Genomic DNA, 26,281 nt, shown 5'->3' with positions numbered 1-26,281 from the left:
CACTCTGTGCCCTCTGCGGTGAAGTCTCGACACCTTTTCATCGTCCGTCTTTATCGTTCGTCGACTATTGTCACATTGCTGATAAATACGCTATCATATCTTTTGTGCCCTTTTGCCCAGCGATTGTTGTCATAACAATCGATAAAGCGAAGACTTAAATTCTTTCGGATGGAATCCGGAATCAGTTGTTCCGCCGGTTTCTGTGAGATCAGAACAAACGGCAGGGCTTTTGTAATCTCTTCTTTATTGGTTAAATCCATGTCTCCGATCTTCTTATGTGCTTCGTATACCAACTCGATGCGTAGCACTTCGTCTTTGCTGTGATAGAATGGCAGAGCTTTTAGCTCCGGGTTTTCTTGGGTAGCGCTGATGCTTTTGGGATCTGAGTTACTCACAAAACTTCCGATATAAGGCATTACAAACAACTCGGCAACAGCAAATAGCGCTACGACTCCCATCAGGAAAGAGAAAGGCCGGAGCTTGAGCGCAGAGCTGAATAGCCAAACTGCTACTGTCAGGAATAATACAGCCAACCATATGAACATCCCTGTACCTATCCGTCCTTCCCGGTACATGAAGAGGTAGAGAGCAACGGGAAGGGTCAATGTAGCCACTACAATCAAATAAGCATTTATCCGGTAAATCACTCTGTCTTTCAGGTGCGGCATTTTCTGTTTAGCCTGTTGAATCCAATATACAAATAAGTATCCCATGGTCAGTGCGGCCGGCAATAAGATAGGAAGCAGATAGCGTGTCTTCTTTTCCGGGAGCAACGACAGGAAGAAAAGGATCAGTAACATCCAGCTCAGGCAGAACATGTACTCTTTGGATGCTTCGACCCGCTTTTTCCAGAAGGGCACTATCAGTGCTGTCAGTGTCAGCAGCGACCATACTCCTGTTTCCAGGAAAAACTGCCAGTAATAATACCAGGAACGTACGTTGTGGTTACTCCAGGAAGAAGACTCTTTGTGGAATACATAGGATGCCATCTCCTGGTGGCAGATGTATGTGTAGGCATACCACCATGTGCTGAGCACGATGCAAATAAAGATCATGGTGAAGAGTGCGGCCCATTTTCCTTTCATTCTTGTTTCCCTGCGATAGAATAAGAGGTAGGCACAAATGAACGGGAGAAGCAGGGCATAGAAAGATACGGGCCCTTTGCCAAGGAAAGATAATCCCATAAAAATGCCTGCGGCAATGAAAAGAGGCCACTTGCAGGCAGTTTGCCGCAAAGCAAGATAAAGATAATAAATAGCTCCCATCATGAATGCGTGGCAATAAATGTCCCAAGTAGCTGTACGTCCCATCAGAATGATATTATAAGAGGTGCACAAGACCAGGGAAGATACCAGGGCATAGGTTCGGTTGCCGGTCAGCTTCGTAGCAAACTTATAGAAAAAGAGTACTAACATGACGGCCGCAAGTCCGGCCATGGCTCGTTGCAAGGGAAGATTATCCGGCGAAATCACTTCTACCACGGCAGCAATCCATGTGGGAAGTGGAGGCTTCTCCAGTCGCAACTCTCCGTTCATGGTAGGCACCAGCCAGTTATGGTCGTATACCATTTCGCGTGCAGTGACAATGTTTCTTGATTCCATGATGTCTGCAAAGATTGCGCCATTGTTTATAAAGAAAGAACAGCAGAACACAAGAAGTAATAGAGGCAAGTGCCAGCGATAATTTTGCGTGAAGGGGACTCTTGTCATAAAACATTTTTTTAGTGATTGGGTGCAAATTTACAGATATATTTTTGCTTTCCGCAAAAAACAATTAACTTTGTTGGCGCTAAAATAGCGCCGATATGGAAACTCAAAATGTGAAAGATACGGTACGGCAGATATTCACCGAATATCTAAATGCGAATGGACATCGCAAGACTCCTGAACGTTATGCGATACTGGATACCATATACTCCATTGACGGGCATTTCGATATCGATATGCTTTATTCGCAGATGATGAACCAGGAAAATTTCCGGGTGAGTAGGGCTACACTGTATAATACCATCATCTTACTTATCAATGCACGTCTGGTGATAAAACACCAGTTCGGCACTTCCTCCCAATACGAAAAATCATATAATCGCGAGACACACCATCACCAGATATGTACGCAGTGCGGTAGGGTCACAGAGTTTCAGAATGAAGCTTTACAGAACGCGATTGAAAATACCAAACTAAGTAAGTTTCAACTTTCGCATTATTCCTTATATATATACGGTATATGTAGCAAATGCGACAGGGCCAACAAGAGAAAAAGAGTAAATAATAACAATAAAAAAGAAAAATGAAAGTAGATGTTCTATTAGGATTGCAATGGGGCGACGAAGGTAAAGGAAAAGTAGTCGACGTCTTAACTCCGAGATATGATGTAGTTGCACGTTTCCAGGGTGGACCGAATGCCGGTCATACACTTGAGTTCGAAGGACAGAAGTACGTGCTTCGCTCTATCCCTTCGGGTATTTTCCAGGGAGATAAAGTAAATATCATCGGTAACGGTGTAGTGCTCGATCCGGCTTTGTTCAAAGCGGAAGCAGAAGCGCTGGAAGCATCGGGACACAACTTGAAGGAGAGACTGCACATTTCGAAGAAAGCGCACCTCATTTTGCCTACGCACCGTATACTGGATGCTGCCTATGAAGCTGCCAAAGGTGATGCTAAGGTAGGAACTACCGGAAAAGGTATCGGTCCGACTTATACGGATAAAGTAAGCCGTAACGGTGTCCGTGTGGGGGATATCCTGCATAACTTCGAACAAAAATATGCTGCGGCGAAGGCTCGCCACGAACAAATCCTGAAAGGTCTGAATTATGAATACGACCTGACTGAACTTGAAAAAGCCTGGTTTGAAGGTATCGAATACCTGAAACAATTCCAGTTGGTAGACAGCGAACATGAAATAAACGGTTTGCTCGATGCCGGAAAATCCGTGCTTTGTGAAGGTGCTCAGGGAACTATGCTGGATATTGACTTTGGTTCGTATCCGTTCGTGACTTCTTCGAATACCGTATGTGCAGGTGCATGCACCGGTTTGGGCGTTGCTCCGAATAAGATCGGTGATGTATATGGTATTTTTAAAGCTTATTGTACACGTGTAGGTTCGGGTCCGTTCCCCACAGAGTTGTTCGATAAAACTGGCGATCAGATCTGTACGCTTGGTCACGAATTTGGCTCGGTGACGGGACGTAAACGTCGTTGCGGATGGGTGGATCTTGTTGCACTGAAATATTCAATCATGATCAATGGTGTCACCAAACTGATTATGATGAAGAGTGACGTACTCGATACTTTCGAGACGATCAAAGCTTGTGTGGCCTATAAGATGAATGGTGAAGAGATCGATTACTTCCCTTATGACATTACCGACGAAGTGGAACCAATCTACGTGGAACTTCCGGGATGGCAGACAGACATGACAAAGATGCAGAGCGAAGATGAATTTCCTGAAGAGTTCAATGCTTATCTCTCCTTCCTTGAAGAACAGCTGGGCGTACAAATCAAAATTGTTTCTGTAGGTCCCGACCGCGAGCAGACTATTGAAAGATATACTGAAGAATAAGAAGCCTCACCTGTATCCTTCTTTTTTAAAAGGAGGAAGAAGTAGACTTTTATAGAAGAATTAATTCAAAACGAGGCCTTTCTTCTTCCCTCTCTAAAGTAGAGAGGGGCGAGGTGAGGCCTTTATTATAATACTTATGAAGAAGCATTTTATTACTTTTCTCTTGCTATTGGGAATGACTGCTTCCCTGACAGCGCAACAAAATTACCAACCGACAGAGGCTAACCTGAAAGCCCGGAGTGAATTTCAGGACAATAAGTTCGGAATCTTCCTTCACTGGGGACTCTATGCCATGCTTGCTACCGGCGAGTGGACGATGACGAACCATAATTTGAATTATAAAGAGTATGCCAAACTGGCCGGAGGATTCTATCCCTCTAAATTTGATGCAGATAAATGGGTGGCGGCTATCAAAGCCTCCGGTGCCAAGTATATCTGTTTCACTACCCGTCACCATGAAGGTTTCTCGATGTTCGATACCAAGTATTCCGATTATAATATTGTAAAAGCCACTCCTTTTAAACGTGATGTGGTAAAGGAACTGGCTGATGCATGTGCCAAACATGGCATCAAACTGCATTTCTACTATTCACATATAGACTGGTATCGTGAAGACGCTCCTCAGGGAAGAACCGGACGCGGAACCGGACGTCCCAATCCGAAAGGGGACTGGAAGAGCTATTATCAGTTTATGAATAATCAGTTGACAGAGTTGTTGACTAATTATGGTCCGATCGGAGCCATTTGGTTCGATGGTTGGTGGGATCAGGATATCAATCCCGATTTCGACTGGGAACTTCCGGAACAATACGCATTGATCCATCGTTTGCAGCCGTCTTGTCTGGTTGGTAATAATCATCATCAGGTACCTTTTGCAGGGGAGGATATTCAGATATTCGAACGTGACCTTCCGGGAGAGAATACCGCAGGACTTTCCGGACAGAGTGTCAGCCATCTGCCTCTTGAAACATGTGAGACGATGAATGGCATGTGGGGATATAAGATTACAGACCAGAACTATAAATCAACTAAAACTTTGATTCATTATCTGGTGAAGGCTGCCGGTAAGGATGCCAATCTGTTGATGAATATAGGTCCGCAGCCCGATGGAGAACTTCCGGAAGTGGCTGTTCAGCGTTTGAAAGAGGTGGGAGACTGGATGTCAAAGTATGGTGAAACCATTTATGGAACGAGAGGTGGTCTGGTAGCTCCTCACGATTGGGGAGTAACGACTCAGAAAGGCAATAAACTCTATGTGCATATTCTTAATTTGCAGGACAAGGCTTTATTCTTGCCTATCGTTGATAAGAAAGTGAAAAAGGCAGTGGTCTTTGCTGACAAAACGCCGGTACGCTTCACAAAGAATAAAGAAGGAATTGTACTGGAACTCGCTAAAGTTCCGACGGATGTAGATTACGTGGTGGAACTTACAATTGACTAATTTTTAGCTAATTCTTCATAAAAGCGATGTGTGGGAAATCTCCTCTCCGTCGCTTTTGTTTATTTTTGGCAAGCTATTTGTATATTAGCTATCATAACAATTTAATTAAGAAAGAATATGGTAATAGGAATTCAATGGATTATTTTTATTGGCATCGCTCTCGTTAGCTGGCTGGTGCAGATGAACCTGCAAAACAAGTTCAAGAAATACTCCAAGATACCCACAGGAAACGGCATGACAGGACGCGACGTAGCTATTAAAATGTTGCATGACAACGGTATTTACGATGTTCAGGTGACTCACACTCCCGGACAGTTGACCGATCATTATAATCCTGCCAATAAGACAGTGAACCTGAGTGAAGGAGTTTATGAAAGTAATAGCATCATGGCTGCTGCCGTGGCTGCTCACGAATGCGGACACGCTGTTCAGCATGCACGGGCTTATGCGCCGTTGACGCTCCGCAGTAAGCTGGTGCCGGTGGTTTCTTTCGCTTCACAGTGGATGACGTGGTTATTGCTTGCCGGTATTTTGTTACTGAATTCGTTCCCGCAGTTATTGCTTGCCGGCATTATCCTGTTTGCTTTGACCACCTTGTTCAGTTTTATCACACTTCCGGTAGAGATTGATGCGAGCAAACGTGCATTGGTATGGCTCAGTGCATCGGGAATTACTAACTCGTATAATCATGCCAAAGCGGAAGACGCTCTCCGTTCGGCTGCATACACTTATGTTGTTGCTGCGTTGGGCTCGTTGGCTACGCTGATTTACTACATTATGATATTTATGGGACGCCGGGATTAATCTCTCCTTCCCATACGGAATAAAAAGAAAAGCTTCGCAAACTTTCTATATGTTTGCGGAGCTTTCTGTTTGTGTGCCGTTTACAGTATGTATTGTGTACAAACTGTAAACGGCACTATCATCATATTGTGTTTGTTCGTATTTCCGTAAGTTATTCTTGATAAGGCGATTGCCAGAAGTAAGAGTCATTATGTGAGTCGTAGGCGGTGGCACCGGGCTTTCCATTGGTACTGTATCCTTCCGGAACTAACGAGATATACATCGACCACTTTTTGCCCGGATAGTTTGTTTCTGCGTTATATTCGCTTTGCAGAGGGCAAGTTACGTAATACAGGTTCTTGGCCATATAGTAATCCAGATAATACTCTTTGGTCTGCTTATTTTTATTATTCCAGTTTGCGTCTTCGTTTAGTACAACGGGTTGATTGTTGCGGAGGCGTTCGCGCACTTCACCAATGCCCAGAAGGTTTCCTTTTTCATCTGTTACATAAGCGTTGAATGTCGGGTCCATCCATAACCATTTGTTGAGGGTGTTGGAGTAGACCGCATTGATGACGTGGCAATCATTGATCATCACTTTGGGCATACACGTGATGAAACGGGATTTGAATCCCATAGCCAGATAGCACTCGTTCAGCATTTGTGCCATCATCCGGCAGTTTACGCCCCGGTTCTCCTTTTTGCAAAGTTCTACCATGGCTATTGTGTTCCGCTCTTCCGGATTACGTGAATTGCCATCATGTGGAACTATGTTGTGAACCCAGTAGAGAAGGTTTTTGATTTTGGAGATTTCGTCTCCGCTTCCGGCGATACTATCCAGGTTGAAATGTTTCCGTAACTGTACCAGATTACTGTCGTTAGGATTCATGTAGGTGAAGCGGGGTAGAGTGTCAGTTACTGATTCATTATAACATATCGGTTTTGTTTCAGTTCTGTTGTATCCTTCGGCTTGTTGCAGAATATACAGATAGTCACTGTCCAGACGCATTTTAGCCATTACTTCCAGATACTTCTTCTCTTTACGTAAATTGTCGATGTCACTGTCACCTTTAGCATGGTTGTAATCATTCCATCCGGAGTTGAAAGCCTTCTCAAAGTTTTTCAGGGCTGCCTTTTTCTTTCCCTGAAGTGCTTGATAGCAAGCAAGGTCGTAATAAACCAGTCCTGTTATATTTTTTGCTTTTTCCTGAAGTTGTTGAGGCAATCCTTGATACAACTTCAGTTTCTCCCAATTTAATTTCTCGGCCTTTTTGTAATCTTTCTGTTTGCGGGCGTTTGCTACTTCCTGAGTGAGTGCGCTGTACTTTCTCTCAAATTCTTTTTTTTCGTTGTTTTGTGCCATTCCCGGTAGTCCAAGGCATAACATTGTAATGATCAAAAAAACTGTTTTCATATGATTTCTGTTAGATAATGTGATTTCTTTGTTTTTCAGAAGGCAAATGGTATACCAAATTAATAAATATCTCTTATTGAGCAGAATGGCATTAAAAAGTATTGTCCGAAAATGAACAGTCTTAACGGAACCGGACACCGGATACATTTGTTTACAGATTCACAGAAAGTCTGTGGTTTCTGTTTTAATAATCAATTATTTCATCTAACTTTGCAACTCAATTCAATAAAACAGTTAAAACAATGGCAGCAAAACCAGGTATACCTAAAGGAACCCGTGATTTTTCGCCCGTAGAGATGGCGAAACGTAACTACATATTCAATACAATTCGTGACGTATATCATCTGTATGGTTTCCAGCAGATTGAGACTCCTTCGATGGAGATGCTTTCTACCCTGATGGGAAAATACGGTGAAGAGGGTGACAAATTACTTTTTAAAATACAGAATTCAGGTGATTACTTTTCGGGTATTACAGACGAAGAGCTATTAAGCCGTAACGCCGCTAAACTGGCCAGTAAATTTTGTGAAAAAGGGTTGCGTTATGACCTTACCGTACCCTTTGCCCGTTACGTGGTAATGCACCGTGATGAAATAACTTTTCCCTTCAAGCGTTATCAGATTCAACCTGTCTGGCGTGCAGACCGTCCGCAGAAAGGACGTTATCGTGAATTTTACCAATGCGATGCCGATGTGGTCGGTAGTGATTCACTGCTGAACGAGGTAGAGTTGATGCAGATAGTAGATACGGTGTTTACCCGTTTCGGTATCCGTGTCTGCATAAAAATCAATAATCGCAAGATACTGACCGGTATTGCCGAGATCATCGGAGAGGCGGATAAGATTGTGGATATAACTGTAGCTATCGACAAACTGGATAAAATCGGTTTGGAAAATGTGAATAAAGAATTGGCTGAGAAAGGGATTAGTGATGAGGCTATTGCCAAACTGAAACCTATCATTCTTCTGAGTGGAACCAATGCTGAGAAGTTGGCTACACTGAAGACTGTACTTTCCGGTAGCGAAACAGGTTTGAAGGGAGTGGAAGAGAGTGAGTTTATTTTGAATACCCTTCAAACGATGGGACTGAAAAACGAAATAGAGCTTGACTTGACATTGGCACGTGGATTGAATTACTATACAGGTGCTATTTTTGAGGTAAAGGCGCTTGATGTGCAGATTGGCAGTATCACCGGTGGAGGTCGTTACGATAACCTGACTGGTGTATTCGGTATGGCAGGAGTATCGGGCGTAGGTATTTCGTTTGGTGCCGACCGTATTTTCGATGTGCTCAACCAGTTGGAACTGTATCCGAAGGAGGCTGTTAATGGAACTCAGCTTCTGTTTATTAACTTCGGTGAGAAAGAAGCTGCTTTTTCTATGGGTATTCTGGCTAAGGCCCGCGCAGCCGGTATTCGTGCCGAGATATTTCCCGACGCTGCGAAAATGAAGAAACAGATGAGTTATGCAAATGTTAAGAACATTCCTTTCGTTGCTATCGTAGGTGAGAATGAAATGAATGAGGGAAAAGCTATGCTGAAAAATATGGAAAGCGGTGAACAGCAAATGGTTACTGCTGAAGAACTGATTGGCGTTTTAACAAAATAAGGAAAATGCCCTTACCTTTTTAAAACCGGGGACTGTTGGCGTAAAAAAGGTAGGGAGATAAAAGGAACGGGACCTTGGTTTAAAACCAAAGGCCCCGTTCTTTTTTATAAGTCTTTTCAACGCCAATATTGATTGGATTGATGATTGCTGTTTTCATCGGATTCTACCGCCATAAAGATCACAGAGTTTTAACTGTTTTCAGATTAACTTCATAATAAATCAGTGCTCTCCCTGTCTTTTTCAGTGGAATATGTTTTATAAATGACGTTCCGGATACATATCTTCCCACCACTGAGGACTATCCTGCAACCAGCGGGCAAACCATGCCATAATACTGTTATGCCATTGCACGCGTTTCGGATAGTCGGCAATGAAGTGGTTTTCTCCATCTACAGTGATGAACTCTACTGTTTTACCCAATATTTTCAGGGCATTGAATAGCTGGATGCTTTCACCGATAGGTACATTGGTATCTACGGTGCCGTGCAGCAGTAAGAGTGGAGTGTTGATCTTATCGGCGTTGAAGAGCGAGCCTTGTTTGGTGAACAGTTCCGGATTGTTCCAGGGATAACTGTCTGCGGCGGCTATGGCATTATAACCGTATCCCCAATAGCCTTCACCCCAATAACTGGTCACATTGCTGATACCGGCATGTGAAACTGCGGCGGCGAAAATATCCGTCTGAGTCTGGAGATATTGCGTCATGAATCCACCGTAAGATGCACCGAGACAACCGATTTTCTTATCATTCACGAACGGGTGTTCTTTACAGAACTGTTTGGTACCTTCAATGATGTCGTCGGCAGTACGTTTTCCCCAGGCATTGACATGGCGTGCTGAAAACTCCTGTCCGAATCCGATTGTTCCGCTCGGCTGGATAACATATACCACGTAGTCACGTGAGGCAAACAGTTGTGCGCAGTACGGATTGCTGATGCCTCGTTCTGTCGGGGTCGTTCCTCCATAGTAATACACAATCAGCGGATACTTTTTATTAGGATCGAATGAAGGCGGCAAACACATCATACCTTTAATCTCAGTGCCATCTGAAGCAGTGAAATTCCATGGTTCCATTTTACCCAGTTCAATTTTTTCGAGGGTAGGCTTCATCGGGTCGGCTATCAGTCGAGAGGTTTTCTTTTTCAGGTCGTATACATAAGCAACTCCTGCATTGTAGCATCCTTGTCCGATATAAGCAGCCAACGACGGATTGTTTTCTGACAGGGCAAATGCACTGGTAACGTCAGTCTCCAGATTCAACTTCTCAAACTTACGGTCTTTGGGAGAGTAGCGATAGATGTTCCGGCAATCTTCGTCATTGGTGCTAAAATAGATGCACCCGTCACCTTTGTTCCATTGCAGGAAGTTGACAGACGGATTGAACTCTTTAGTGATCGGATCGATCTTGCGGGTAGCTAAATCCATGATGAATGCCTGAGAGTCGAAATCATTGGCGATCGGATGATTACCACAATTCTTGCCGATACCGTCAAAAGCTTCCGGGCTGGCGGTGAGCAGTAATTGTCTGCCGTCCGGTGAGTAGCTGGCTCCTCCGAGGAAACGGTCTTCAAAGAACAGAGTATCGACAGCCAATGTTTCAAGGTTCACTTGGAACAGTGAACTCAGAGAGAAAGGACGTTGCGTGATATTTTCCTTCGAACTGCTGTAAAGTAAATATTTGCCGTCCGGTGAGATATCCTGCATATACGTACTGTGATTGCCGTAGGTTAGTCGTTCGGAAGTTCCGTTGGCAATGTCATATCTGGCCAGGAAACTACGTCCGCGTGTATTCGGAATACGGTCGGCGGGGCTGACAATGCGTTTCAACGGCCCATCATCTTTCACGCCTTCTTCACGAGGATAGTATATCAGGAAGTCTTCGTTGGGCGACCAGCTGAAACCTTGCTCGGGAATGCCCTGCAGGAGAACTTCTTCCTTCAGCGTGATGGGATCGAGAGTGATGACGTCATTTCCTTCGGATGCCACTGCCGTATAATAAAGTTTATTACTTTTCGGCATCCATCTCATGCCGTCCCTCAGATTGGTGAGGAGTACTTTTCCTGTTTTCAGTTCAGTCAGTTCACAGTAGGTGCGTGAACGTTTCAACGAATGATTGTCCCAATAGCGGGTCAACAGATATTTCCCGTCCGGTGATACGGAAACAGCAATGGCGCGGTTGCCGTATACGGTATTGTCGAGTGCGAAACGGTGTTTCTGATCGGGATCGGTGCTACATGCCACTTCTTTGAATTTATCATCTTTCACCAGTTCGCACTTCAGTGAAGGCGCAGTCTTATCGTCCGGGGTTGAAAGTAGTTTAATGGCAATTTCATAATCCATTTCCGGTTCCAGGCGTAGGGCAATTTCTTTGGTTGCTGCTTTGGAGATACTGTCTTCCGCAGCATCTTTCACCATTTTCGATTCGCCGTTGATGAAAAGCTCCCACCGGACCGGAGAGGTCACTTTCAGTTTGCCTTTCATGAAGCGTTCGGCCCGTAGCTGAGTCTTCAGCAGATAAAGCAGATTGTCTTTATCGGCTTTCGCAAAAGTGACCAAGCCTGCTGTATCGGCAGACAGCATTTGTGTCGGTGCATTGGCAAGGTCAAGCATTACCGGCGTTTGCAGCAGTGCTTTGGCGGTGTGTTTTTCTCCTTTGGGGTTGATACTGTCGTTCATGATCGGAGTGCGTACAGTAATGGCATTTCTTACCTGATACTGCGTCAGCCTCTCTTGTGCTTGTGTGGCAAGTCCTGTTGTCATCAACAGCGCCATCATCAGTAACTTTTTGTCCATTGTTTCTTTGAGTTTATAATTGGTTATTTCATTTTATATACCAGCGTACCACCCTTCACGATGTCTTCGTGGGAGATATAGTTTTTGGTATAAAGTTCACCATTCAGTGTGATGCTGTCGATGTACTTATGTTCTTTCGACAAATTTTCGGCAATGACTGTGAACGTTTTTCCATCCGGCAGGTGAAGTACTATTTTCGGCATCTGCGGAGCACCGAATATATAATGCCCGCTCACCGGATCGACCGGATAGAATCCCATAGCATTGAACATATACCAGGCTGACATCTGTCCGCAGTCGTCGTTTCCACAGAGACCATCGGGCTTGTTTTTGTATTGGGTATCAAAGATTTCACGTATCAACTCCTGAGTGCGTTCCGGCTTGCCGGCCAAAGCATACAGGAAGGTGACATGGTGGCTTGGTTCGTTGCCGTGGGCATATTGTCCGATCAGTCCGGTAACGTCTGCCAGTCCGCTTCCTTCCAGTTTGATAGTGAACAATGAATCCAGTTTGTTGAGGAAAGGCCCTTTACCACCGAATAATTCGATCAATCCCGGTACATCGTGCTGAACATGCCAGGTGTATTGCCAGGCATTTCCTTCAGTATAATCGCCTCCGCGGCTTTCGGCATGTGCCAGATCGCTGGGATTGAAAGGAGTTTTCCAGCGTCCGTCGGCATAGCGCGGGCGCATAAACTGTGTTTCCTTGTCGAACAGGTTCTTATAGAATTGTGAACGTTTACTGAAGTATTCCGCATCTTCCTTTTTACCCATTAACTCTGCCATTGTAGCTGCGGCGTAGTCATCGTAAACCGATTCAAGTGTACGTGAAACCGATTCGGCATCTACCTTGTCTGTCGGATAATAACCATATTTCATATAAGTTTCCCAGTCCGATTTCGGATGCGAAACAGTCAGTGTCTGTTTGATGGCATCGAATGCTTTCTCGGCATCAAAGCCACGGAAGCCCTTCTTATAAGCTTCGGCAATAACCGAAACAGAGTGGTTGCCGATCATAGTATTCGTTTCTTTGCCCCACAAGGTCCAGATAGGTAAGTAGCCTTGTGCCTGATTTTGTTCGATCATCGAATTGATGAAACCGTCTACTCGTTCGGGTACGGCCAATGTATAGAAGGGGTGGGCAGCGCGGTAGGTATCCCAGATCGAGAAGGTAGAGTAATAGACTCCCGATGCTGATTTTACTACCGAGTCTTTGGCGTTACGGTATCTTCCGTCTACATCGGCAATATTATTAGGCTGTATCAGTGCATGATAGAAGCTGGTATAAAAATTCTCCAATTCGTCCGGAGTACCTGTCACTTCGATACGGCTCAGGTAACTGTTCCAGATGTCCTTGGCTTTCTGTCTTGTACCGTCGAAATCCCAGTCTGCCAACTCTTGATCCATATTCTTACGGGCACCGTCTACACCGACTGTAGAAATGGCTACTTTCATCAGCAGTTGTTCGTCCGGCTTCATGTCGAAACTCATTAACAGACGTTTTCCTTTTTCAGTTTCTTCCATTGGCAGGGAGATGGAATCGGTCACCGGCTTGCTGAACTTCATTACAAAGTATAAATCCTGATTCACCCATACGCTGCTGCGCACGTGTCCTGTCAGTGTTTGAGCATCTTCCCAATTGATTTCGCAAGCTTTTACGTGCGATTTATATTGTTGGGGATTCCATACCAATCCGTGTTGAAGGTCGAGTAACAGTGAGGCTGAATCGGCATTCTGATAAGTGTAACGATGCAGTGCTACATGATCTGTTGCGGTCAGTTCTGCTTTTACTTTATATTTATCGAGTTCTACAGTGTAGTATCCCGGTGTTGCGCTTTCTGTCTTTTTAGAGAAACCGCTTTTGTAGTCATCCCGTACTCTTTGTCCGGTGACAGGCATTACAAGGAGGTCGCCCAGATCCATACATCCTGTGCCATTGAGGTGAGTTTGAGAGAAGCCCCAGATCAGTGAATCCTGATAATTGTATCCTGAGCAATACTGCCATCCGATGGCATTGGTTTCCGGGCTTGCCTGTATCAGTCCGAAGGGCAGGCAGGCACCCGGGAAGGTGTGACCGTTGTCGGCTGCTCCGATAAAGGTATTTACGTACTGAGTGTAGTCTTGGGGTGCTGTCGGAGTTTCGGGAGTGCAGGATGTGCAAAGACCGAGTCCTAACCATGCAAGCATAAAGGTTGATTTGAACTTCATAGAATGACCTTGATTAATTGTTTTGGTGACAAAGATAAGGAATAAAACCGAAAGATAGTAAAGAATAGAGAAAGAAGGCTGTAAACAAGAGGCTTAGATTTAATTTATTCGTTTCAAGAAGCTACCTGTCGTTATCCTAAATAAGTGAGATGCCGATGGATCGGAAATTAAGTTCTGAATAATGAAAGAGTATCTGTGAGGTATTCAAAAGAGAGCCTGTGAATGAAGTTACTGATATATTCGGGTGAATGATTGTCTATTAATCTATATATTTGTGGAACCGTATGTCGTGATAGTATTGAATACGGTCCGACGATTATGGCGAACTTGGGAATAAGGGAATAGGTATTCTCTATGTCATGGGCTATGATTGAGTAGAATACATTCAAAGAAAAAGAAGAAAATGAAGAGAATGAATGCGTATCTGTTGACAATGATTTGGATTTTGGGAGCGGTATTGGTTCTGATGCTCTTATGTTATGTGATTTCCGGTTTTGATTTAGGGGCACTTGTCCTGGTATCAATATTATGGTGCATTCCGACGTTGCCGTTTCTCCTGTTTATAGCCTGTAGTTTTATATTTGGACTGAAAGGTTTGGACCATTTATATTGGGCGATAGGGTCGTTGTGTGTGTATGGGCTGTTGACCTATATGTTGCTGACTTCGTGCCAGATGGCTGCAGATCCTAAAATTGTTCACGGAACTTTGAAAGTAGTTCTATTTTTTGCCATTGCTTTCGGGTGTGGCTGTTTGTGGCGCCCGACTGTATGCAATTTCTCTGTTGTACTGGGCATTGCAAAGATTCCTGCAACTTTGTGTGCTGTGTTGCTATTGGGTTATGTTATGCTTGCAAATATGCGAGAAATGGGTGGAGTCAATGATTTATACTGGGCAGGACCCCAATATAATGCGGATAAAACACTGTTTTATGATTATAAGATGCGCCTTTCTCCTTTCCCTGCCCGGGTTGTCGGTGTGCGCTATTTCAACAAATATGGGCATTACGTTGGAGGAAGTGCCGAGCAACCGTGCAATAATGTCCTTATGGATATGCGATTGGGGGACATCCCTGACGGGAGTGCCGATATTCTGCTTCACAAACGGTATAAACCCACTGTGGTAGGTTTACTGGCTGACTGCAAAAATGCCTTTTGTTACGATCGGGATCATACCACCATTTATTTATTTTACAAGAGTGATTCTTTGCGTCGTGTGGAAGTAGACCATCACGAAAACGGTATTATTTCGAAGATTCGCAAGTATCAAGCAGGAACTGTCGATGAATATGATACGGTAGAAATGTTCGACGAACTGGGTGTGCCACAAAAGATGTTTTATAATAACAATTCGTGGTTTCGTCTCTGGCGTATAAACGATTTTCAGGTAGAGCCCGAGGTTCCTTGTTTCAAGTATGGATATGCCAGTCCGGATCATCCGGCAATAGATGAACGGCTTCGTAAAGTATTGGACTTCAGTAGACAAAAGGAGCAAACACGCGATTCACTTCGGATGCTGGGAGAGTCCGGGGATAATCTAAACATCGCTCTTCTGTTAGAAGGATTTATAATTGACAACCATACTACGATCTCGGTTGCGGTTGATGCTGATTCATATTACGGGGAGAACCATAATAGTGATTTTGAGAATTTGAAAACCGTTCGGCAGATGGAGACCATCTGTGATGCATTGTCTTTATGCCGTCTGGAATCGGGAATAACCGAACGCATTGTGCACTATTACGATGAATCTATTAAGTGTCCCCGAATCAGGATCAAAGAGAATAGTAAGCGTAACAAGTATATCATTTTCTATCTATTAGAGAATCGGGTTGTCAGTTCTGATTTTAAGCTTTCTTTTGTTTTTGACCCTTCGGCTCATATGGACAAGGTTAAACGGAGAGATGCGGTTGATTATTGGGAAAAGATGCATCAATTAGTGGATAAGTCTGCTGATGATAATGGGGATATGCCGACGATCGAAAGTGAATGATTTAGAAGAAAAACATTCTCGTCACAAGTCCGTCAAACAATTGTAATACGTAAGCTGTTTCTTTGCAAACAGATAATGGAATGCAATGATAGGTCTTTTTAACGATTGTTTCCCTCCGATCATGGATGGGGTATCACTTACTACACAGAACTATGCCTACTGGCTGCATAAGAAGACGGGGAATGTTTGTGTAGTGACTCCTAAGTCGCCTGATGCGAGAGATGCGGAAGAATACCCGGTTTACCGGTATTCATCCATTCCCATTCCTATGAGAAAGCCTTACAGATTAGGTTTTCCGCGCATCGACTGGCCTTTTCACGAGCGTATCAGCCGGCTTTCATTTGAACTGGTACATGCGCATTGTCCTTTTTCTTCGGGAGCACTGGCCATGCAGATTGCCAGAGAACAACATGTTCCGGTTGTAGCTACGTTTCACTCCAAGTACCGGGCGGATTTTGAGAGGGCCATTCCTTCCCGTCTGTTGGTAGACTATCTGATACGAAAGGTGATTCGTTTTTACGAAGCTGCCGACGAAGTGTGGATTCCGCAGGCTGCCGTAGAAGAAACTTTGCGGGAGTATGGGTATAAAGGTAGGGTGGAAGTGGTGGATAACGGAAATGATTTTGCGGGTGTCCCTTCATTGGAGTCCATGCGGCGGGAGGCACGTCGCGAACTGGGACTCTGCTCCGGGGAGTTTATGTTTCTTTTTGTCGGTCAGCATATTTGGGAAAAGAATTTGGGCTTTTTGCTCGATGCACTTGCACTATTACCGGATGTTCCTTTCCGGATGTACTTTGTAGGTTCAGGTTATGCAAATGATGAATTGAAACAAAAAGTGGCGGGGTTGGGATTATCTTCCAAAGTGACTTTTGTCGGTAGTATTGTAGAGCGTGAAGTCTTGAAACGCTATTATGTGGCTACCGATCTTTTTCTTTTTCCTTCTTTATATGATAATGCCCCGTTGGTAGTGCGTGAAGCTGCCGCTCTGGGCACTCCTTCGATACTTATCAAAGATTCGACTGCTTCGGAAATTATTTCCGATTCGGTAAATGGTTTTCTGAGTTTTAATAGTACGGATGCCTATGCCGGTCGGATACGTGAAATATTGCAGGCCCCTGCCGTGATCAGACAAGTGGGAGAGGAGGCGTCGCGAACCATTGCCCGTTCGTGGGAAGATGTCACCGAGGAGGTGTACGACCGTTATAGCCGGTTGATAAAACGGAAAGAAAACCGGTAACTTGTAATATCCCAATTCTTTTAATCATGTCAGATTCTATTAAAACCTTTAAAGCCGGCTATATCCTGCTTCCCGTCCTGATAGGGCTGTCAGTGGTAGGGTGGCTGTTCTACCGGGAGTTCAATCCGGAACTTTTCAGTGATATTCATTTCTCCTGGCGTCTGGTAGGCGGATTGCTACTTGCCATACTTTTTATGTTTGGGCGAGACGGTGGGTTGATGTGGCGTTTCCGCTTTATTACTGACAGGGAATTGACTTGGCGTCAGGCATTTCGGGTAAATATGCTTTGTGAATTCACATCGGCAGTGACTCCCTCTGCAGTGGGAGGGAGTAGTCTGATTGTGTTATTTTTGAATAAAGAAGGCATTAATGCCGGACGCAGTACAGCTTTGACTATCTCCTGCCTGTTTTTGGATGAATTGTTTCTTGTATTGGGCTGCCCGCTGGTTTTACTCTTATTTTCGTTTGATGATTTGTTTGGTAATGTGGCTATATTATCGTCAGGAATTGAGATTCTGTTTTTCCTGATTTATGGGGTCGTTACGATCTGGACTTTCCTGTTGTATCTTGCTTTGTTCCGGCGTCCGGAATGGGTAAAACGTTTGTTACTCACTATTTTCCGCTTGCCACTGCTCCGACGTTGGCACAAGGCCATCGAGACACTTACGGACAATCTGGTATTAAGTTCCAGAGAGATGAGTCAGAAGTCTTTTACCTTTTGGTTGAAAGCTTTTGGGATTACTTGCTTGGCTTGGATTTCACGTTATCTGGTAGTCAATGCTTTGCTGATAGCCTTTACCACTTCGGGCAGCCAACTGTTGGCCTTTGTACGTCAGCTGATTCTATGGGTAGTTATGACTATCAGCCCTACTCCCGGCGGCAGCGGAGTGAGCGAATATATGTTTCGTGAATATTATACCGATTTTTTTGATGTGGCAGGCATGGCTTTGGTTGTTGCTTTCGTTTGGCGGATTATTACCTATTACATGTATTTGCTGATAGGTGCTATAATTATTCCCGGTTGGGTGAAGAAGTTGAGAGATTAAACAATGTTGTCACAAGCCTGTAAAAAGAACGTAAATTCTTGCCGCTATCTTTGTCCTGTCAAAATTAAAAGAGAAAAGCCTTATGAGTAGAGAAGAATTACAGCAGAAAAGTCGTTTCGCCATGATAGGAACATTGATGACCATTGTCAGTCTGGTGTTTTTGTTTTATGTAGGCAGTTCGCTGCTCAATACAACCAAGAAATATAAAGAACAAGCCATTGAGATAGCGTGTATGGACAGATAGTTAGTTACTTAGTATCCGGTGACTACTTGATCAGTTCTTAGGCTGATGAGATTTTTTGGACCTCCTTTTCTACATGCGGATTATTAATAAAACAACTCGATTTTGTGCTGCTTATAATGCATTGTAAATAAGAATATTACTGTTCTTTTCGATGTCTTTATCTCAGCCCGGGTACGAGGTTCCATGGGTTTGTGTACCCAGGACAGGATAATACTCAAACCATTTTTGCTTAATATACTAAGGAGAATAAAATGCTTTATATGATACAAAGAGATAAGTAATTAATGTCATTTTCTTGTTTATTAGGACTTTATAACGAATAAATCCTCTTAAATGAAGGGTGGAAGATGGAAGATCGAAGATCGAAATGCATTTTCTGAGTTCTTCTTCAAATTTGGTGGTAAGTTTTCTTTTACTCATGGAATTTAATTCCGTTTTCGGAAGTGTAAGCCCTCGTTTATAGTTGACAAAAAAGCAAGTATCCCGGCTTTCCCCCGAAGAGTCCATCCATGAGGTGAAGAAGCAAATTTTAAAATAAACCATCTGAAAATCAATATCTTTAAAAAGTAAGATTTCTATCCTCAAAAGCTTTGTTTTAACACAGAGTTAAAGCTTGTTCTTTGGATGTGAATAACAAGTTCTTTAAATGCAAAAGACTCGTTATTTGCGCACAAGAATCTGACAAACTGCAAAAGGCGTTAACAATGTTAATTGAAGAAAGGTATAAGGATGAAGATACCGGTCCGGACGGCGCAAATTCACTTCCGAAACTTGCGTTATCTTATTCAGCCGGTGTCTGTTTTTTCTTATTAAAGCAAGCAAAAAGGACAATTATCAACTTGAAAATAAAGAAATAAAGAATTTACCACCAAATTTGAAGAAGAACCATTTTCTGTATGAGAGGAAGCAAGTAATGTATCTTAATTTATTTCTCTTTTCTCTGAAACTATTTTCTTCTTTTACCGACTAATGGATTAAAAGAGACAAGAAACATGGAAATAGAAAAGGATTTTATAAACCTGTTGACTTTACACAAAGCTCTTATATATAAAGTTTGTTTTATGTATACTTCCAACCAGGAAGATTTGAACGACCTCTATCAGGAAGTAGTAGTAAACTTATGGTGCTCTTATCCGGGATTCAGGAATGAAAGCAAGTTGTCTACGTGGATATATCGTGTAGCTTTGAATACTTGTATTTCGGATTTACGAAAAAAGAAAGCATTGGATTATGTGCCGTTGAGTATGGAACTCGGAGTGTATGATGATTGTTTGCGCTATGAGTCGTTGAAGGAAATGTATCGGTTAATACGTCAACTGGATAAATATGAACGAATGTTTGTCTTATTGTGGCTGGATGAAAATAGTTATGAAGAAATAGCAGCCATCACCGGAAGTAACCGGAATACTGTGGCTGTAAGGTTACACCGGATCAAAGAGAAATTAAAGAAGATGTCGAACCAATAAAAAACAAATATGGAACTGGATGAATTAAAACAAAAATGGATGGAACTCTCCGAACAGGTGGAGAAAAATGAATTGCTCAACCGCCAGATAATTATAGATATGATACAGTCAAAGAAAGAAACCTATTTGCAGCAACAATTGCGTGTGGAAAAGATCGGTTTCGGTGTCTTAGGTATCTTTCTGGGTGTGGTATGTTATACCTTTTGGAGAAATGTAGCTCCCGACTGGATTTCATGGTATTTGCTGGGAATGGTGATATGGCTTTTGGTTATGCAAAGTCTCATGTTTCGGATTGTATATACCTTAAAGACTGTAACAGAACATGTAGAGCAACAATACAGGAGGTTACAATCTTACAAGGTGTTGATGAATCTGACATATATTTTTGCGTATGTGGCAATCACTCCCGTCATAATTGCCTTTTTCTGTATATGGCATAACCCTCTTTTTAGAACAACATTGTGTGTGATGATACTGGCTGGCTTTTTGGGAGACTATTTTATTTATCATAAGACCAGTGACCGGTTAAAAGGGTTTAGGGAAGCTGTCCGTTCGTTGCAGAATTTAAAGTCAGGAGGTAAAGAATAGAATTTAAGCCTCCTTTGGTTTAATTAGCTAATCGGATGAAACTTTTTTGCCCGATTCTTTGTATCTTTATTACCGGATTATAACAGGTGTCACTGTAAAAGGTTGCACTCTAAAAAGAAAGGATCAGAAATGGATACAAACGAGTTAAAACAAAGACAGCATTTCATTCTAATCAGGACGTTGCTGGTTGTCACTGCTCTTGCCCTGTTGGTCTATATCGCTTTCTCAATGGCCTATTCATCCAGAAGATTTCAGGAAAGTACTTCAATTATCGAATTGGTTAGTGATTAGCTAAATAACGTCCGAAGAAGATAATAAACAGATTGGCGAAATGAAAAAAGAAATCTTGAAAAGGCTGTTGGCTACTCCCGGAGCGGAACATACCGTTTCGGAATTTGATACTCACTTTACAGGCGATTTGACCAAACAGGAAGCTGGGGCATTACTGGCTGAAGATATTGAGAAACTTTCTGCTTTGCAGGGGAAACTGTATGCACAGGACCGATATTCGGTCCTCGTCATTTTTCAGGCAATGGATGCTGCCGGAAAGGACGGAACAATTAAACATGTAATGTCCGGTATCAATCCGCAGGGTTGTCAGGTATACTCTTTCAAACAACCATCAGCCGAAGAACTCGACCATGATTATCTTTGGCGTATCAACAGATACCTGCCGGAAAGAGGGCGTATCGGTATATTCAATCGTTCGCAGTATGAGGATGTGTTGATTGCCAAGGTACATCCTGAGATTATTTTGTCTAATAAGTTGCCGGGTGTCACCAGTTTGGAAGATGTCACTCCGAAATTCTGGAAAAAGCGCTATCGTCAGATAAATGATTATGAACGCTATCTGACGGAGAATGGTACGATTGTTATCAAATTCTTCCTGAATGTTTCGAAAGATGAACAGAAGAGACGCTTTTTGGCACGGCTGGAAGATGAGGCAAAGAACTGGAAATTTTCTACTTCCGATTTGAAAGAGCGTAGCTATTGGGATGATTATATGAAGGCTTATTCGGATATGCTGACTCATACTTCGACGGAAGATGCACCGTGGTATGTGATTCCGGCTGATAATAAATGGTTCATGCGTTATGCTGTGGGGCGGATTCTTTGTGAACGCATGGGTGAACTTGATTTGCATTATCCGGAAATGCCTGTTGAGGCACGGCATAAGATTGATGATTTCAAAAAAGCTTTGCTGGATGAATGAATAAAAAGCGGATTATCCGTCACAGACAATCCGCTTACTTTTTAACATTAGATTTTTAGAGAACTATGAAATTATTTATGGAAAGTACTTGCTATTTGAGTATATAAATAAGACTGAATCCGAGCTTGGTTAATCCGAAGTAGTTGGAATGGTCTTGTCCAAGGAATAATCCACATTTGGGACGTTCATATTTATCATAATTTATAGATGCATATCCTATTCCGGCGGACACTTCAATGTTCCATCGTTTTTTCCAGATCCATTGGTAGCCATAAGATATCCCGATCCTGTATAAATCTCCCTGATAGCGATATTTACTGAATCCTCCATTGTACTGGCCATAATGGGCATGAAGTCCCATAAAGTGTTTATAGAAAGGGATGCAAAACCAATATTTGATTTCCGGTTGAACTAAGAAACCACCCATTTTACGATTGTCGGATAAAAAAGTCCACCCTTTATACATGATATCTGTTCCTGCAGTTAGCCGAGGTGAGATTTTGAATTCAGCTCCCAGGTTTACAGTGGTGGTTGCCCAGGAGAGGGCATTGGTTCTCAATGCTATTTCTTGTGAAAGTATGGAGGGCAGCGGAATAAGCAATAGCAAAAGTAGGAAGAAGGCTTTCTTTTTCATACATTATTTCTTATCTATATCTAATAAATCCAGTAAATCTAATACGTCTCCATCTTTTAAAGCAATTTCTTTTAAAGACGGTTTTTGGGCGATGGCGTTCCTCAGGTGAGTAACAGCTTCGCCTATGTTGTCCAACCTGTTTGCAGCGATTGCTCTGACATATTCGGTCTCGGGAGAAGTATCTTCTATGTTTTTCAGGATTTCCCAGGCTTTTTGGTTTTGCTTCATGCTCAGCAGTAGGATGACCTGATTGATTCCCCCCTTGTTTCTCGAAAGTGGGATAAGCTTCCTGATACTTTCCATCCATGGCGGCAGCAAGTGCTTTCACCATTTCGGTCTCTTTATTATCAGGCAGAAGTCCTGCAAAATGGTTTGCTTTTTTGAAATCCCGCTTTTGTAGATAGGATACAGTTTGGTTGACCAGTATGGCCGAAGGGGCATCCTGCGTGATAAAGGGTTTCAGTAGAGTTGTATCGGCACGGTTTTGTTTTATTAAGAGTGATGCCAGATTGTTGGCTGCAATCATTAGGTCGGGATGTACCGAGAGGGCTTCTCTGTATAAAGCTTCTCTTTTTTCGTCAGTGATTTCTTTTTGATTCATGATGTAACTCCAGAACTCACTTGCCGTTAATTTTTTGGGGTCTTTCCGATAGAGAGCATTGATTTCATCTCTGTTGAGTGTACGCAGTTCAGAATACTCGTAGAAATATTCGACTCTTCGCAAGCGGGGTAGGTAGCGGTCGCGAATAAGCGGATAAATTTTCATTCGTCTGGCCCCCCAGGATATTTCATTATGGTTTCCCCGGGCGCGTCTGATCAGATCTTTGAGTTGGGTAACTTCTTTGATGCTGTCTTTTTCCATTAGTTCGCAAATCGTATTCCATGATTCTACTATGGCATCATTTTCAACTTTGGCCTTCCTGATTGTTTCTTCGGAAATATTTTCGAATACTTTCTCTGCTGCGTTTTTCATTCTTTTTTTAGCCAGTTTAAGATTGTATTCATACGTTCCTTCGGGAGAAGTGTATCCTGTGATCTGAAAAGTTGTCAGTGTTTTAGTACGATCTTTATCGATATCATCCAGTGCTTTTCTCATTTTCCTGAGTTCTTCAGCGTTTCTTCCTTCATTTTCGTAAATATTCGCATCTTCAGGACGGAACCGGAGATGCATTTCTCCTTTCTCATTGAAGTTGAGAGGGGTTTGTTTGGGTATATAGCTGTTGTCCAAATCCATTGCACTCAGATTATAGTTGAAAAAACGCATCGGATAAATAATGCCGTTTGTGATACGGACTGTGTCCCGATATTCGTCTTTACAAAAAGTACTTATCTTGATATGCACTTCTGTTGTGTATAAGTCATTGATGTTATCTACTGTGCATGAATCGGCATAAGTCAATGTCTGATTACAGATCGAGTCAGGGTTTATGACTTGTGCGAAACGGGAATAATATTCTTTTTCTGACGGATCACCACAGATATTTCCACGGCGAAGCAGGATGTCGTAGTTTTTACCGTCGTATACAATGGGGGAAAAGTCTTTTCGGGTTCCCTGGCTACTGTTTACCAGAATTGGCTGAATGATAACCCGGGAGTCGTTTTGAAATCGTTTGGAAGGAATCTTATATCGGGTTTTAAGATAGAGCACATCTTTGATTAATTCCAGATCGGACGGAGCGAAAACAAATTTCATACTGCTCTTTAATGTGGATGTAACCATGATTTCGGGCAACAGGCTTTGTGATTCTTTGAGAATGATCTCCAGCCATTTTTCTTTACCGGAGTGAATAGTGACTGTTTCATAACCGACGGAGGAAAAAGTGATGATGGAATTTTGTGGGATCTCCAGTGTGAATTTTCCTTCTTTCCCCGTAGAGGCTTTCCATTTCTGACCATCTACCTGAATACTTACTCCTGAAATAGGAGCGGCTTCCTTGTCTTTCACGATACCACTAATGGTATGCGATGTTTGGGCTGATAGACGAACAAGCATGAAAGTTTGTAATAAGATAATAATCAGAGTTCGTATTCTCTTTTTCATGATTTACTGCGTTAATGTCTAAAGTTAGGGTATGATTGTTTCATCGTCATTATTTGTACCATCCCAGTCAGGATTGATGGTCACGGAGAAGCCGGAGTTCCCCAGAATGGTATAGTTAAAATCTGTGCTGATACGGGTCAGTTGGTTACGTAGAATGCGTACATTGTTTAGTGTGTTCTGGTAAACCGGAGAATCGGACTTACCATCGGCATATAATTTAAGGATAATGCTGGCATTCTCTGTTCCGGTTGTTGGGAAGGTACCTATATTGAAAGAAACGATACCTTCTGCGTTAGTGGCTTCTGTGACTGTGGTATGGTATTCGGCTATTGTTTCACCTTTATATAAAGTATCAATCTGACAGGTTGCCGCTACTTTATGCATTTCTACTGCGATTCCGGTAATGTTTTTGGGTAACTGTTTCAATTGGAATTGAGTTACGGCTTGAGTACGTCGAAGAATTACGAAGTCTTGATAACCGCATTCACAATCAACGGTAAAATCATAACAGGATGTAAAATAATCTTTTGTTTGTTCGGCTCCCGGATAGTTTAAATTGAGTGCCTCGGGGGTAGTCGTGTCAGAAAGTTCCTCTTCTGAAGCATTGGCAACAAGTCCCAGGCAATACTCTCCGAATGCCAGTTTGGGAAAGCTCAGTGGATGCGTATCAGTGTCCAGGTCAGTTGCATTGTCTATAATTCCGGACTGGACCAGTGTGTTATCTTTATAGAGATAATAACGGATGCTACTGATTCTGGCAGACAGATTATCTTCCAATTGCCCTTTATCGGTAGCCGGCTGCTGGAATTTTTCAGCTGCAATTGTCAAGGTAACGTCACCCATCCAGCAGTTTTTCAAATCTTCTTTCCAGCAACTGCTAAAAAGTAGAATGAAAGAAAGAAGGTATAAAAGACGGTTTGTTTTCATTTTGAGAAATTGAGTTCTATGTGTCCCCATGGAATATTATTAGGATCCCAATTATCGGGTGTACCTATTATGAGAGATTGACAGTTTAAAGCAGATCCTACTTTATTTAGGATAAGAGTCGTCACTTGATTGCGCATCGCTTGGGTTTCGACTTCAATAGTAGGCGGTGTTTGATCGTTGTCCTGGAAGATGGTTACAGTAATGTTTTTACCTTCGGGTGGGGTTAATATGTTTTTTAATTTATCCTCCTCTCTCACTCCAAAGTAAGTGAAAAACATGGTCTGATCACCGACTTGATACTGAAATGCTTGTCTTATAATTGTTTTTAATTTACCGAAAGATAACTCAGTATCTTTTGTGACAGTTTGACCAAGTAGATTTATTCCAGTAATGCTTTGTTCTTTTATGGAATAATTAATCTCTGTTTCTTTATCGAAGATTCCCCAGAAGTCGTCTCCTGTTGTAGATAGGCGTATTAATGAAGAATATCGCTTTAGAGTTAATTGTTCTGTTAATGGGTGGTGATGACCGGAGTCTTCAAGTTTTTCAGTTTTTTTAATCGTAACAATGTCTGATGTTGCAAAAAATATTTCATAACTGCAATAGTCTGTATCAAGGCTTGTTAGCCATGGAATATCGCTTTCTGTAAAGCTTTGATTAGGTTGTAATGTATTGTTTTTCGGACCATTAATGAGAAGTATAAATTTATAATTTCCCGGGCGTAGTGTCTTTTGGAGAGTATAGTTAAATGAATCGGAAGATTTTATGTATCCTTGGGGAATAACCTTATCTTCTATCTCTTCTATCACCCATGTGGAGTTATCTACTTCTTTTATAATGATCAATCGGCTATCGTTGATTGCTGTCACATTGTAGTCTGCTATGCTGTTGGTTCGTGTCCTCATCGGTACAATTTCGTTGTCTGTTGAGAACTCTTTACTGTTTATAGTGGCAGTTAATCGGACTGTAACCAGTTCATCCTTACTATCAGGGAATTCCACCTCATTACTACAGGAGGTATATAAGAATAATAGACTTATCCATCCTGATAGAGTATATAATAATCTATGTCTCATCATATTCTCATTA

The 26,281-nt window shown here is 42.6% G+C and carries 21 protein-coding genes and 1 pseudogene; 14 read left to right on the top strand and 8 right to left on the bottom strand.

What is annotated here, in order from left to right; translation table 11 throughout:
• Positions 1–50: 50 nt before the first annotated feature.
• A complete protein-coding gene (locus QK890_RS19685; RefSeq protein ID WP_234072733.1) occupies positions 51–1,709 on the bottom strand; it encodes a glycosyltransferase family 39 protein in 1,659 nt (552 codons plus the stop codon).
• Between the two features lie 95 nt (positions 1,710–1,804).
• Between QK890_RS19685 and QK890_RS19680 the strand changes: the two genes are divergently transcribed.
• The 4 genes from QK890_RS19680 (at position 1,805) to QK890_RS19665 (ending at position 5,806) form a co-directional block, all read left to right on the top strand.
• Positions 1,805–2,293, top strand: coding sequence for a Fur family transcriptional regulator (locus tag QK890_RS19680; protein WP_005780845.1), 489 nt, complete (start codon positions 1,805–1,807; stop codon positions 2,291–2,293).
• The gene (locus tag QK890_RS19675; RefSeq protein ID WP_005780843.1) at positions 2,290–3,561 is read left to right on the top strand and encodes an adenylosuccinate synthase; all 1,272 of its coding nucleotides are present in this window, start codon (positions 2,290–2,292) and stop codon (positions 3,559–3,561) included. Before QK890_RS19680 ends, QK890_RS19675 begins: the two co-directional genes overlap by 4 nt.
• A gap of 136 nt (positions 3,562–3,697) precedes the next feature.
• Positions 3,698–5,002, top strand: coding sequence for an alpha-L-fucosidase (locus QK890_RS19670; protein ID WP_005807843.1), 1,305 nt, complete (start codon positions 3,698–3,700; stop codon positions 5,000–5,002).
• Between the two features lie 117 nt (positions 5,003–5,119).
• Positions 5,120–5,806, top strand: a complete 687-nt coding sequence (locus QK890_RS19665) for a zinc metallopeptidase (protein WP_005780840.1) — start codon at positions 5,120–5,122, stop codon at positions 5,804–5,806.
• Between the two features lie 151 nt (positions 5,807–5,957).
• On the opposite strand, the gene QK890_RS19660 is transcribed toward QK890_RS19665, so the two are convergent.
• Entirely contained in the window at positions 5,958–7,346 is a 1,389-nt protein-coding gene (locus tag QK890_RS19660; protein WP_005807840.1) for a transglutaminase domain-containing protein, read from the bottom strand.
• A 95-nt stretch (positions 7,347–7,441) separates the two neighbouring features.
• On the opposite strand from QK890_RS19660, the gene hisS reads away from it, so the two are divergent.
• Positions 7,442–8,806: a histidine--tRNA ligase gene (gene hisS, locus QK890_RS19655; RefSeq protein ID WP_005807838.1), complete on the top strand. Its 1,365-nt coding sequence runs from the start codon at positions 7,442–7,444 to the stop codon at positions 8,804–8,806.
• A gap of 255 nt (positions 8,807–9,061) precedes the next feature.
• Here the strand turns inward: hisS and QK890_RS19650 are convergent, their stop codons facing one another.
• Both QK890_RS19650 and QK890_RS19645 read right to left on the bottom strand, forming a co-directional pair.
• Complete coding sequence (locus tag QK890_RS19650) at positions 9,062–11,599, bottom strand: S9 family peptidase (protein ID WP_005807836.1); 2,538 nt, start codon at positions 11,597–11,599, stop codon at positions 9,062–9,064.
• Positions 11,600–11,622: 23 nt separating this feature from the next.
• A complete protein-coding gene (locus QK890_RS19645) occupies positions 11,623–13,806 on the bottom strand; it encodes a GH92 family glycosyl hydrolase (RefSeq protein ID WP_032535612.1) in 2,184 nt (727 codons plus the stop codon).
• A gap of 403 nt (positions 13,807–14,209) precedes the next feature.
• Between QK890_RS19645 and QK890_RS19640 the strand changes: the two genes are divergently transcribed.
• From QK890_RS19640 to QK890_RS19600, 9 genes are all read left to right on the top strand, one after another.
• The gene (locus QK890_RS19640; RefSeq protein WP_032530711.1) at positions 14,210–15,796 is read left to right on the top strand and encodes a hypothetical protein; all 1,587 of its coding nucleotides are present in this window, start codon (positions 14,210–14,212) and stop codon (positions 15,794–15,796) included.
• A gap of 85 nt (positions 15,797–15,881) precedes the next feature.
• Entirely contained in the window at positions 15,882–17,033 is a 1,152-nt protein-coding gene (locus tag QK890_RS19635; protein WP_005807832.1) for a glycosyltransferase, read from the top strand.
• Between the two features lie 26 nt (positions 17,034–17,059).
• Positions 17,060–18,079, top strand: coding sequence for a lysylphosphatidylglycerol synthase transmembrane domain-containing protein (locus tag QK890_RS19630; RefSeq protein WP_032535613.1), 1,020 nt, complete (start codon positions 17,060–17,062; stop codon positions 18,077–18,079).
• 82 nt (positions 18,080–18,161) lie between these two features.
• Positions 18,162–18,323, top strand: coding sequence for a hypothetical protein (locus QK890_RS19625; protein WP_005780825.1), 162 nt, complete (start codon positions 18,162–18,164; stop codon positions 18,321–18,323).
• Between the two features lie 626 nt (positions 18,324–18,949).
• Positions 18,950–19,180 carry a hypothetical protein gene (locus QK890_RS19620; protein WP_032542965.1) on the top strand — a complete coding sequence of 77 codons (231 nt, stop codon included), beginning with the start codon at positions 18,950–18,952 and terminating at the stop codon, positions 19,178–19,180.
• 135 nt (positions 19,181–19,315) lie between these two features.
• Positions 19,316–19,789, top strand: a complete 474-nt coding sequence (locus QK890_RS19615; protein WP_005780820.1) for a sigma-70 family RNA polymerase sigma factor — start codon at positions 19,316–19,318, stop codon at positions 19,787–19,789.
• A gap of 9 nt (positions 19,790–19,798) precedes the next feature.
• Complete coding sequence (locus tag QK890_RS19610) at positions 19,799–20,377, top strand: hypothetical protein (RefSeq protein WP_005780818.1); 579 nt, start codon at positions 19,799–19,801, stop codon at positions 20,375–20,377.
• A gap of 129 nt (positions 20,378–20,506) precedes the next feature.
• Positions 20,507–20,668 (top strand): hypothetical protein, encoded by a 162-nt coding sequence (locus QK890_RS19605; protein ID WP_005780817.1) that lies wholly within the window; start codon positions 20,507–20,509, stop codon positions 20,666–20,668.
• Between the two features lie 40 nt (positions 20,669–20,708).
• Positions 20,709–21,590 (top strand): polyphosphate kinase 2 family protein, encoded by an 882-nt coding sequence (locus QK890_RS19600; protein ID WP_367627514.1) that lies wholly within the window; start codon positions 20,709–20,711, stop codon positions 21,588–21,590.
• A 91-nt stretch (positions 21,591–21,681) separates the two neighbouring features.
• Here the strand turns inward: QK890_RS19600 and QK890_RS19595 are convergent, their stop codons facing one another.
• From QK890_RS19595 to QK890_RS19580, 4 genes and pseudogenes are all read right to left on the bottom strand, one after another.
• The gene (locus tag QK890_RS19595) at positions 21,682–22,224 is read right to left on the bottom strand and encodes a DUF3575 domain-containing protein (protein ID WP_005807828.1); all 543 of its coding nucleotides are present in this window, start codon (positions 22,222–22,224) and stop codon (positions 21,682–21,684) included.
• Positions 22,225–22,227: 3 nt separating this feature from the next.
• Positions 22,228–24,265, bottom strand: a pseudogene (locus tag QK890_RS19590) (carboxypeptidase-like regulatory domain-containing protein).
• 24 nt (positions 24,266–24,289) lie between these two features.
• On the bottom strand, positions 24,290–25,222 hold the full coding sequence (locus QK890_RS19585; protein WP_032535617.1) for a hypothetical protein: 933 nt from the start codon (positions 25,220–25,222) through the stop codon (positions 24,290–24,292).
• Positions 25,189–26,271, bottom strand: coding sequence for a hypothetical protein (locus QK890_RS19580; protein ID WP_005821335.1), 1,083 nt, complete (start codon positions 26,269–26,271; stop codon positions 25,189–25,191). The genes QK890_RS19585 and QK890_RS19580 overlap by 34 nt, the downstream gene beginning before the upstream one ends.
• Positions 26,272–26,281: the final 10 nt, after the last annotated feature.

The sequence above is a fragment of the Bacteroides sp. NGMCC 1.200775 genome, assembly GCF_040798045.1.
GTDB lineage: Bacteria > Bacteroidota > Bacteroidia > Bacteroidales > Bacteroidaceae > Bacteroides > Bacteroides hominis.
The sequence above is the reverse complement of the archived record's forward strand: the minus strand, read 5'-3'. Positions and strand labels throughout refer to the sequence as shown.

Coding starts and splice junctions, on each gene's coding strand:
- QK890_RS19685 (WP_234072733.1), bottom strand. CDS start 1,709: ATGACAAGAGTCCCCTTCACGCAAAATTATCGCTGGCACTTGCCTCTA.
- QK890_RS19680 (WP_005780845.1), top strand. CDS start 1,805: ATGGAAACTCAAAATGTGAAAGATACGGTACGGCAGATATTCACCGAA.
- QK890_RS19675 (WP_005780843.1), top strand. CDS start 2,290: ATGAAAGTAGATGTTCTATTAGGATTGCAATGGGGCGACGAAGGTAAA.
- QK890_RS19670 (WP_005807843.1), top strand. CDS start 3,698: ATGAAGAAGCATTTTATTACTTTTCTCTTGCTATTGGGAATGACTGCT.
- QK890_RS19665 (WP_005780840.1), top strand. CDS start 5,120: ATGGTAATAGGAATTCAATGGATTATTTTTATTGGCATCGCTCTCGTT.
- QK890_RS19660 (WP_005807840.1), bottom strand. CDS start 7,346: ATGTATCCGGTGTCCGGTTCCGTTAAGACTGTTCATTTTCGGACAATA.
- hisS (WP_005807838.1), top strand. CDS start 7,442: ATGGCAGCAAAACCAGGTATACCTAAAGGAACCCGTGATTTTTCGCCC.
- QK890_RS19650 (WP_005807836.1), bottom strand. CDS start 11,599: ATGGACAAAAAGTTACTGATGATGGCGCTGTTGATGACAACAGGACTT.
- QK890_RS19645 (WP_032535612.1), bottom strand. CDS start 13,806: ATGAAGTTCAAATCAACCTTTATGCTTGCATGGTTAGGACTCGGTCTT.
- QK890_RS19640 (WP_032530711.1), top strand. CDS start 14,210: ATGAAGAGAATGAATGCGTATCTGTTGACAATGATTTGGATTTTGGGA.
- QK890_RS19635 (WP_005807832.1), top strand. CDS start 15,882: ATGATAGGTCTTTTTAACGATTGTTTCCCTCCGATCATGGATGGGGTA.
- QK890_RS19630 (WP_032535613.1), top strand. CDS start 17,060: ATGTCAGATTCTATTAAAACCTTTAAAGCCGGCTATATCCTGCTTCCC.
- QK890_RS19625 (WP_005780825.1), top strand. CDS start 18,162: ATGAGTAGAGAAGAATTACAGCAGAAAAGTCGTTTCGCCATGATAGGA.
- QK890_RS19615 (WP_005780820.1), top strand. CDS start 19,316: ATGGAAATAGAAAAGGATTTTATAAACCTGTTGACTTTACACAAAGCT.
- QK890_RS19610 (WP_005780818.1), top strand. CDS start 19,799: ATGGAACTGGATGAATTAAAACAAAAATGGATGGAACTCTCCGAACAG.
- QK890_RS19605 (WP_005780817.1), top strand. CDS start 20,507: ATGGATACAAACGAGTTAAAACAAAGACAGCATTTCATTCTAATCAGG.
- QK890_RS19600 (WP_367627514.1), top strand. CDS start 20,709: ATGAAAAAAGAAATCTTGAAAAGGCTGTTGGCTACTCCCGGAGCGGAA.
- QK890_RS19595 (WP_005807828.1), bottom strand. CDS start 22,224: ATGAAAAAGAAAGCCTTCTTCCTACTTTTGCTATTGCTTATTCCGCTG.
- QK890_RS19585 (WP_032535617.1), bottom strand. CDS start 25,222: ATGGGGACACATAGAACTCAATTTCTCAAAATGAAAACAAACCGTCTT.
- QK890_RS19580 (WP_005821335.1), bottom strand. CDS start 26,271: ATGATGAGACATAGATTATTATATACTCTATCAGGATGGATAAGTCTA.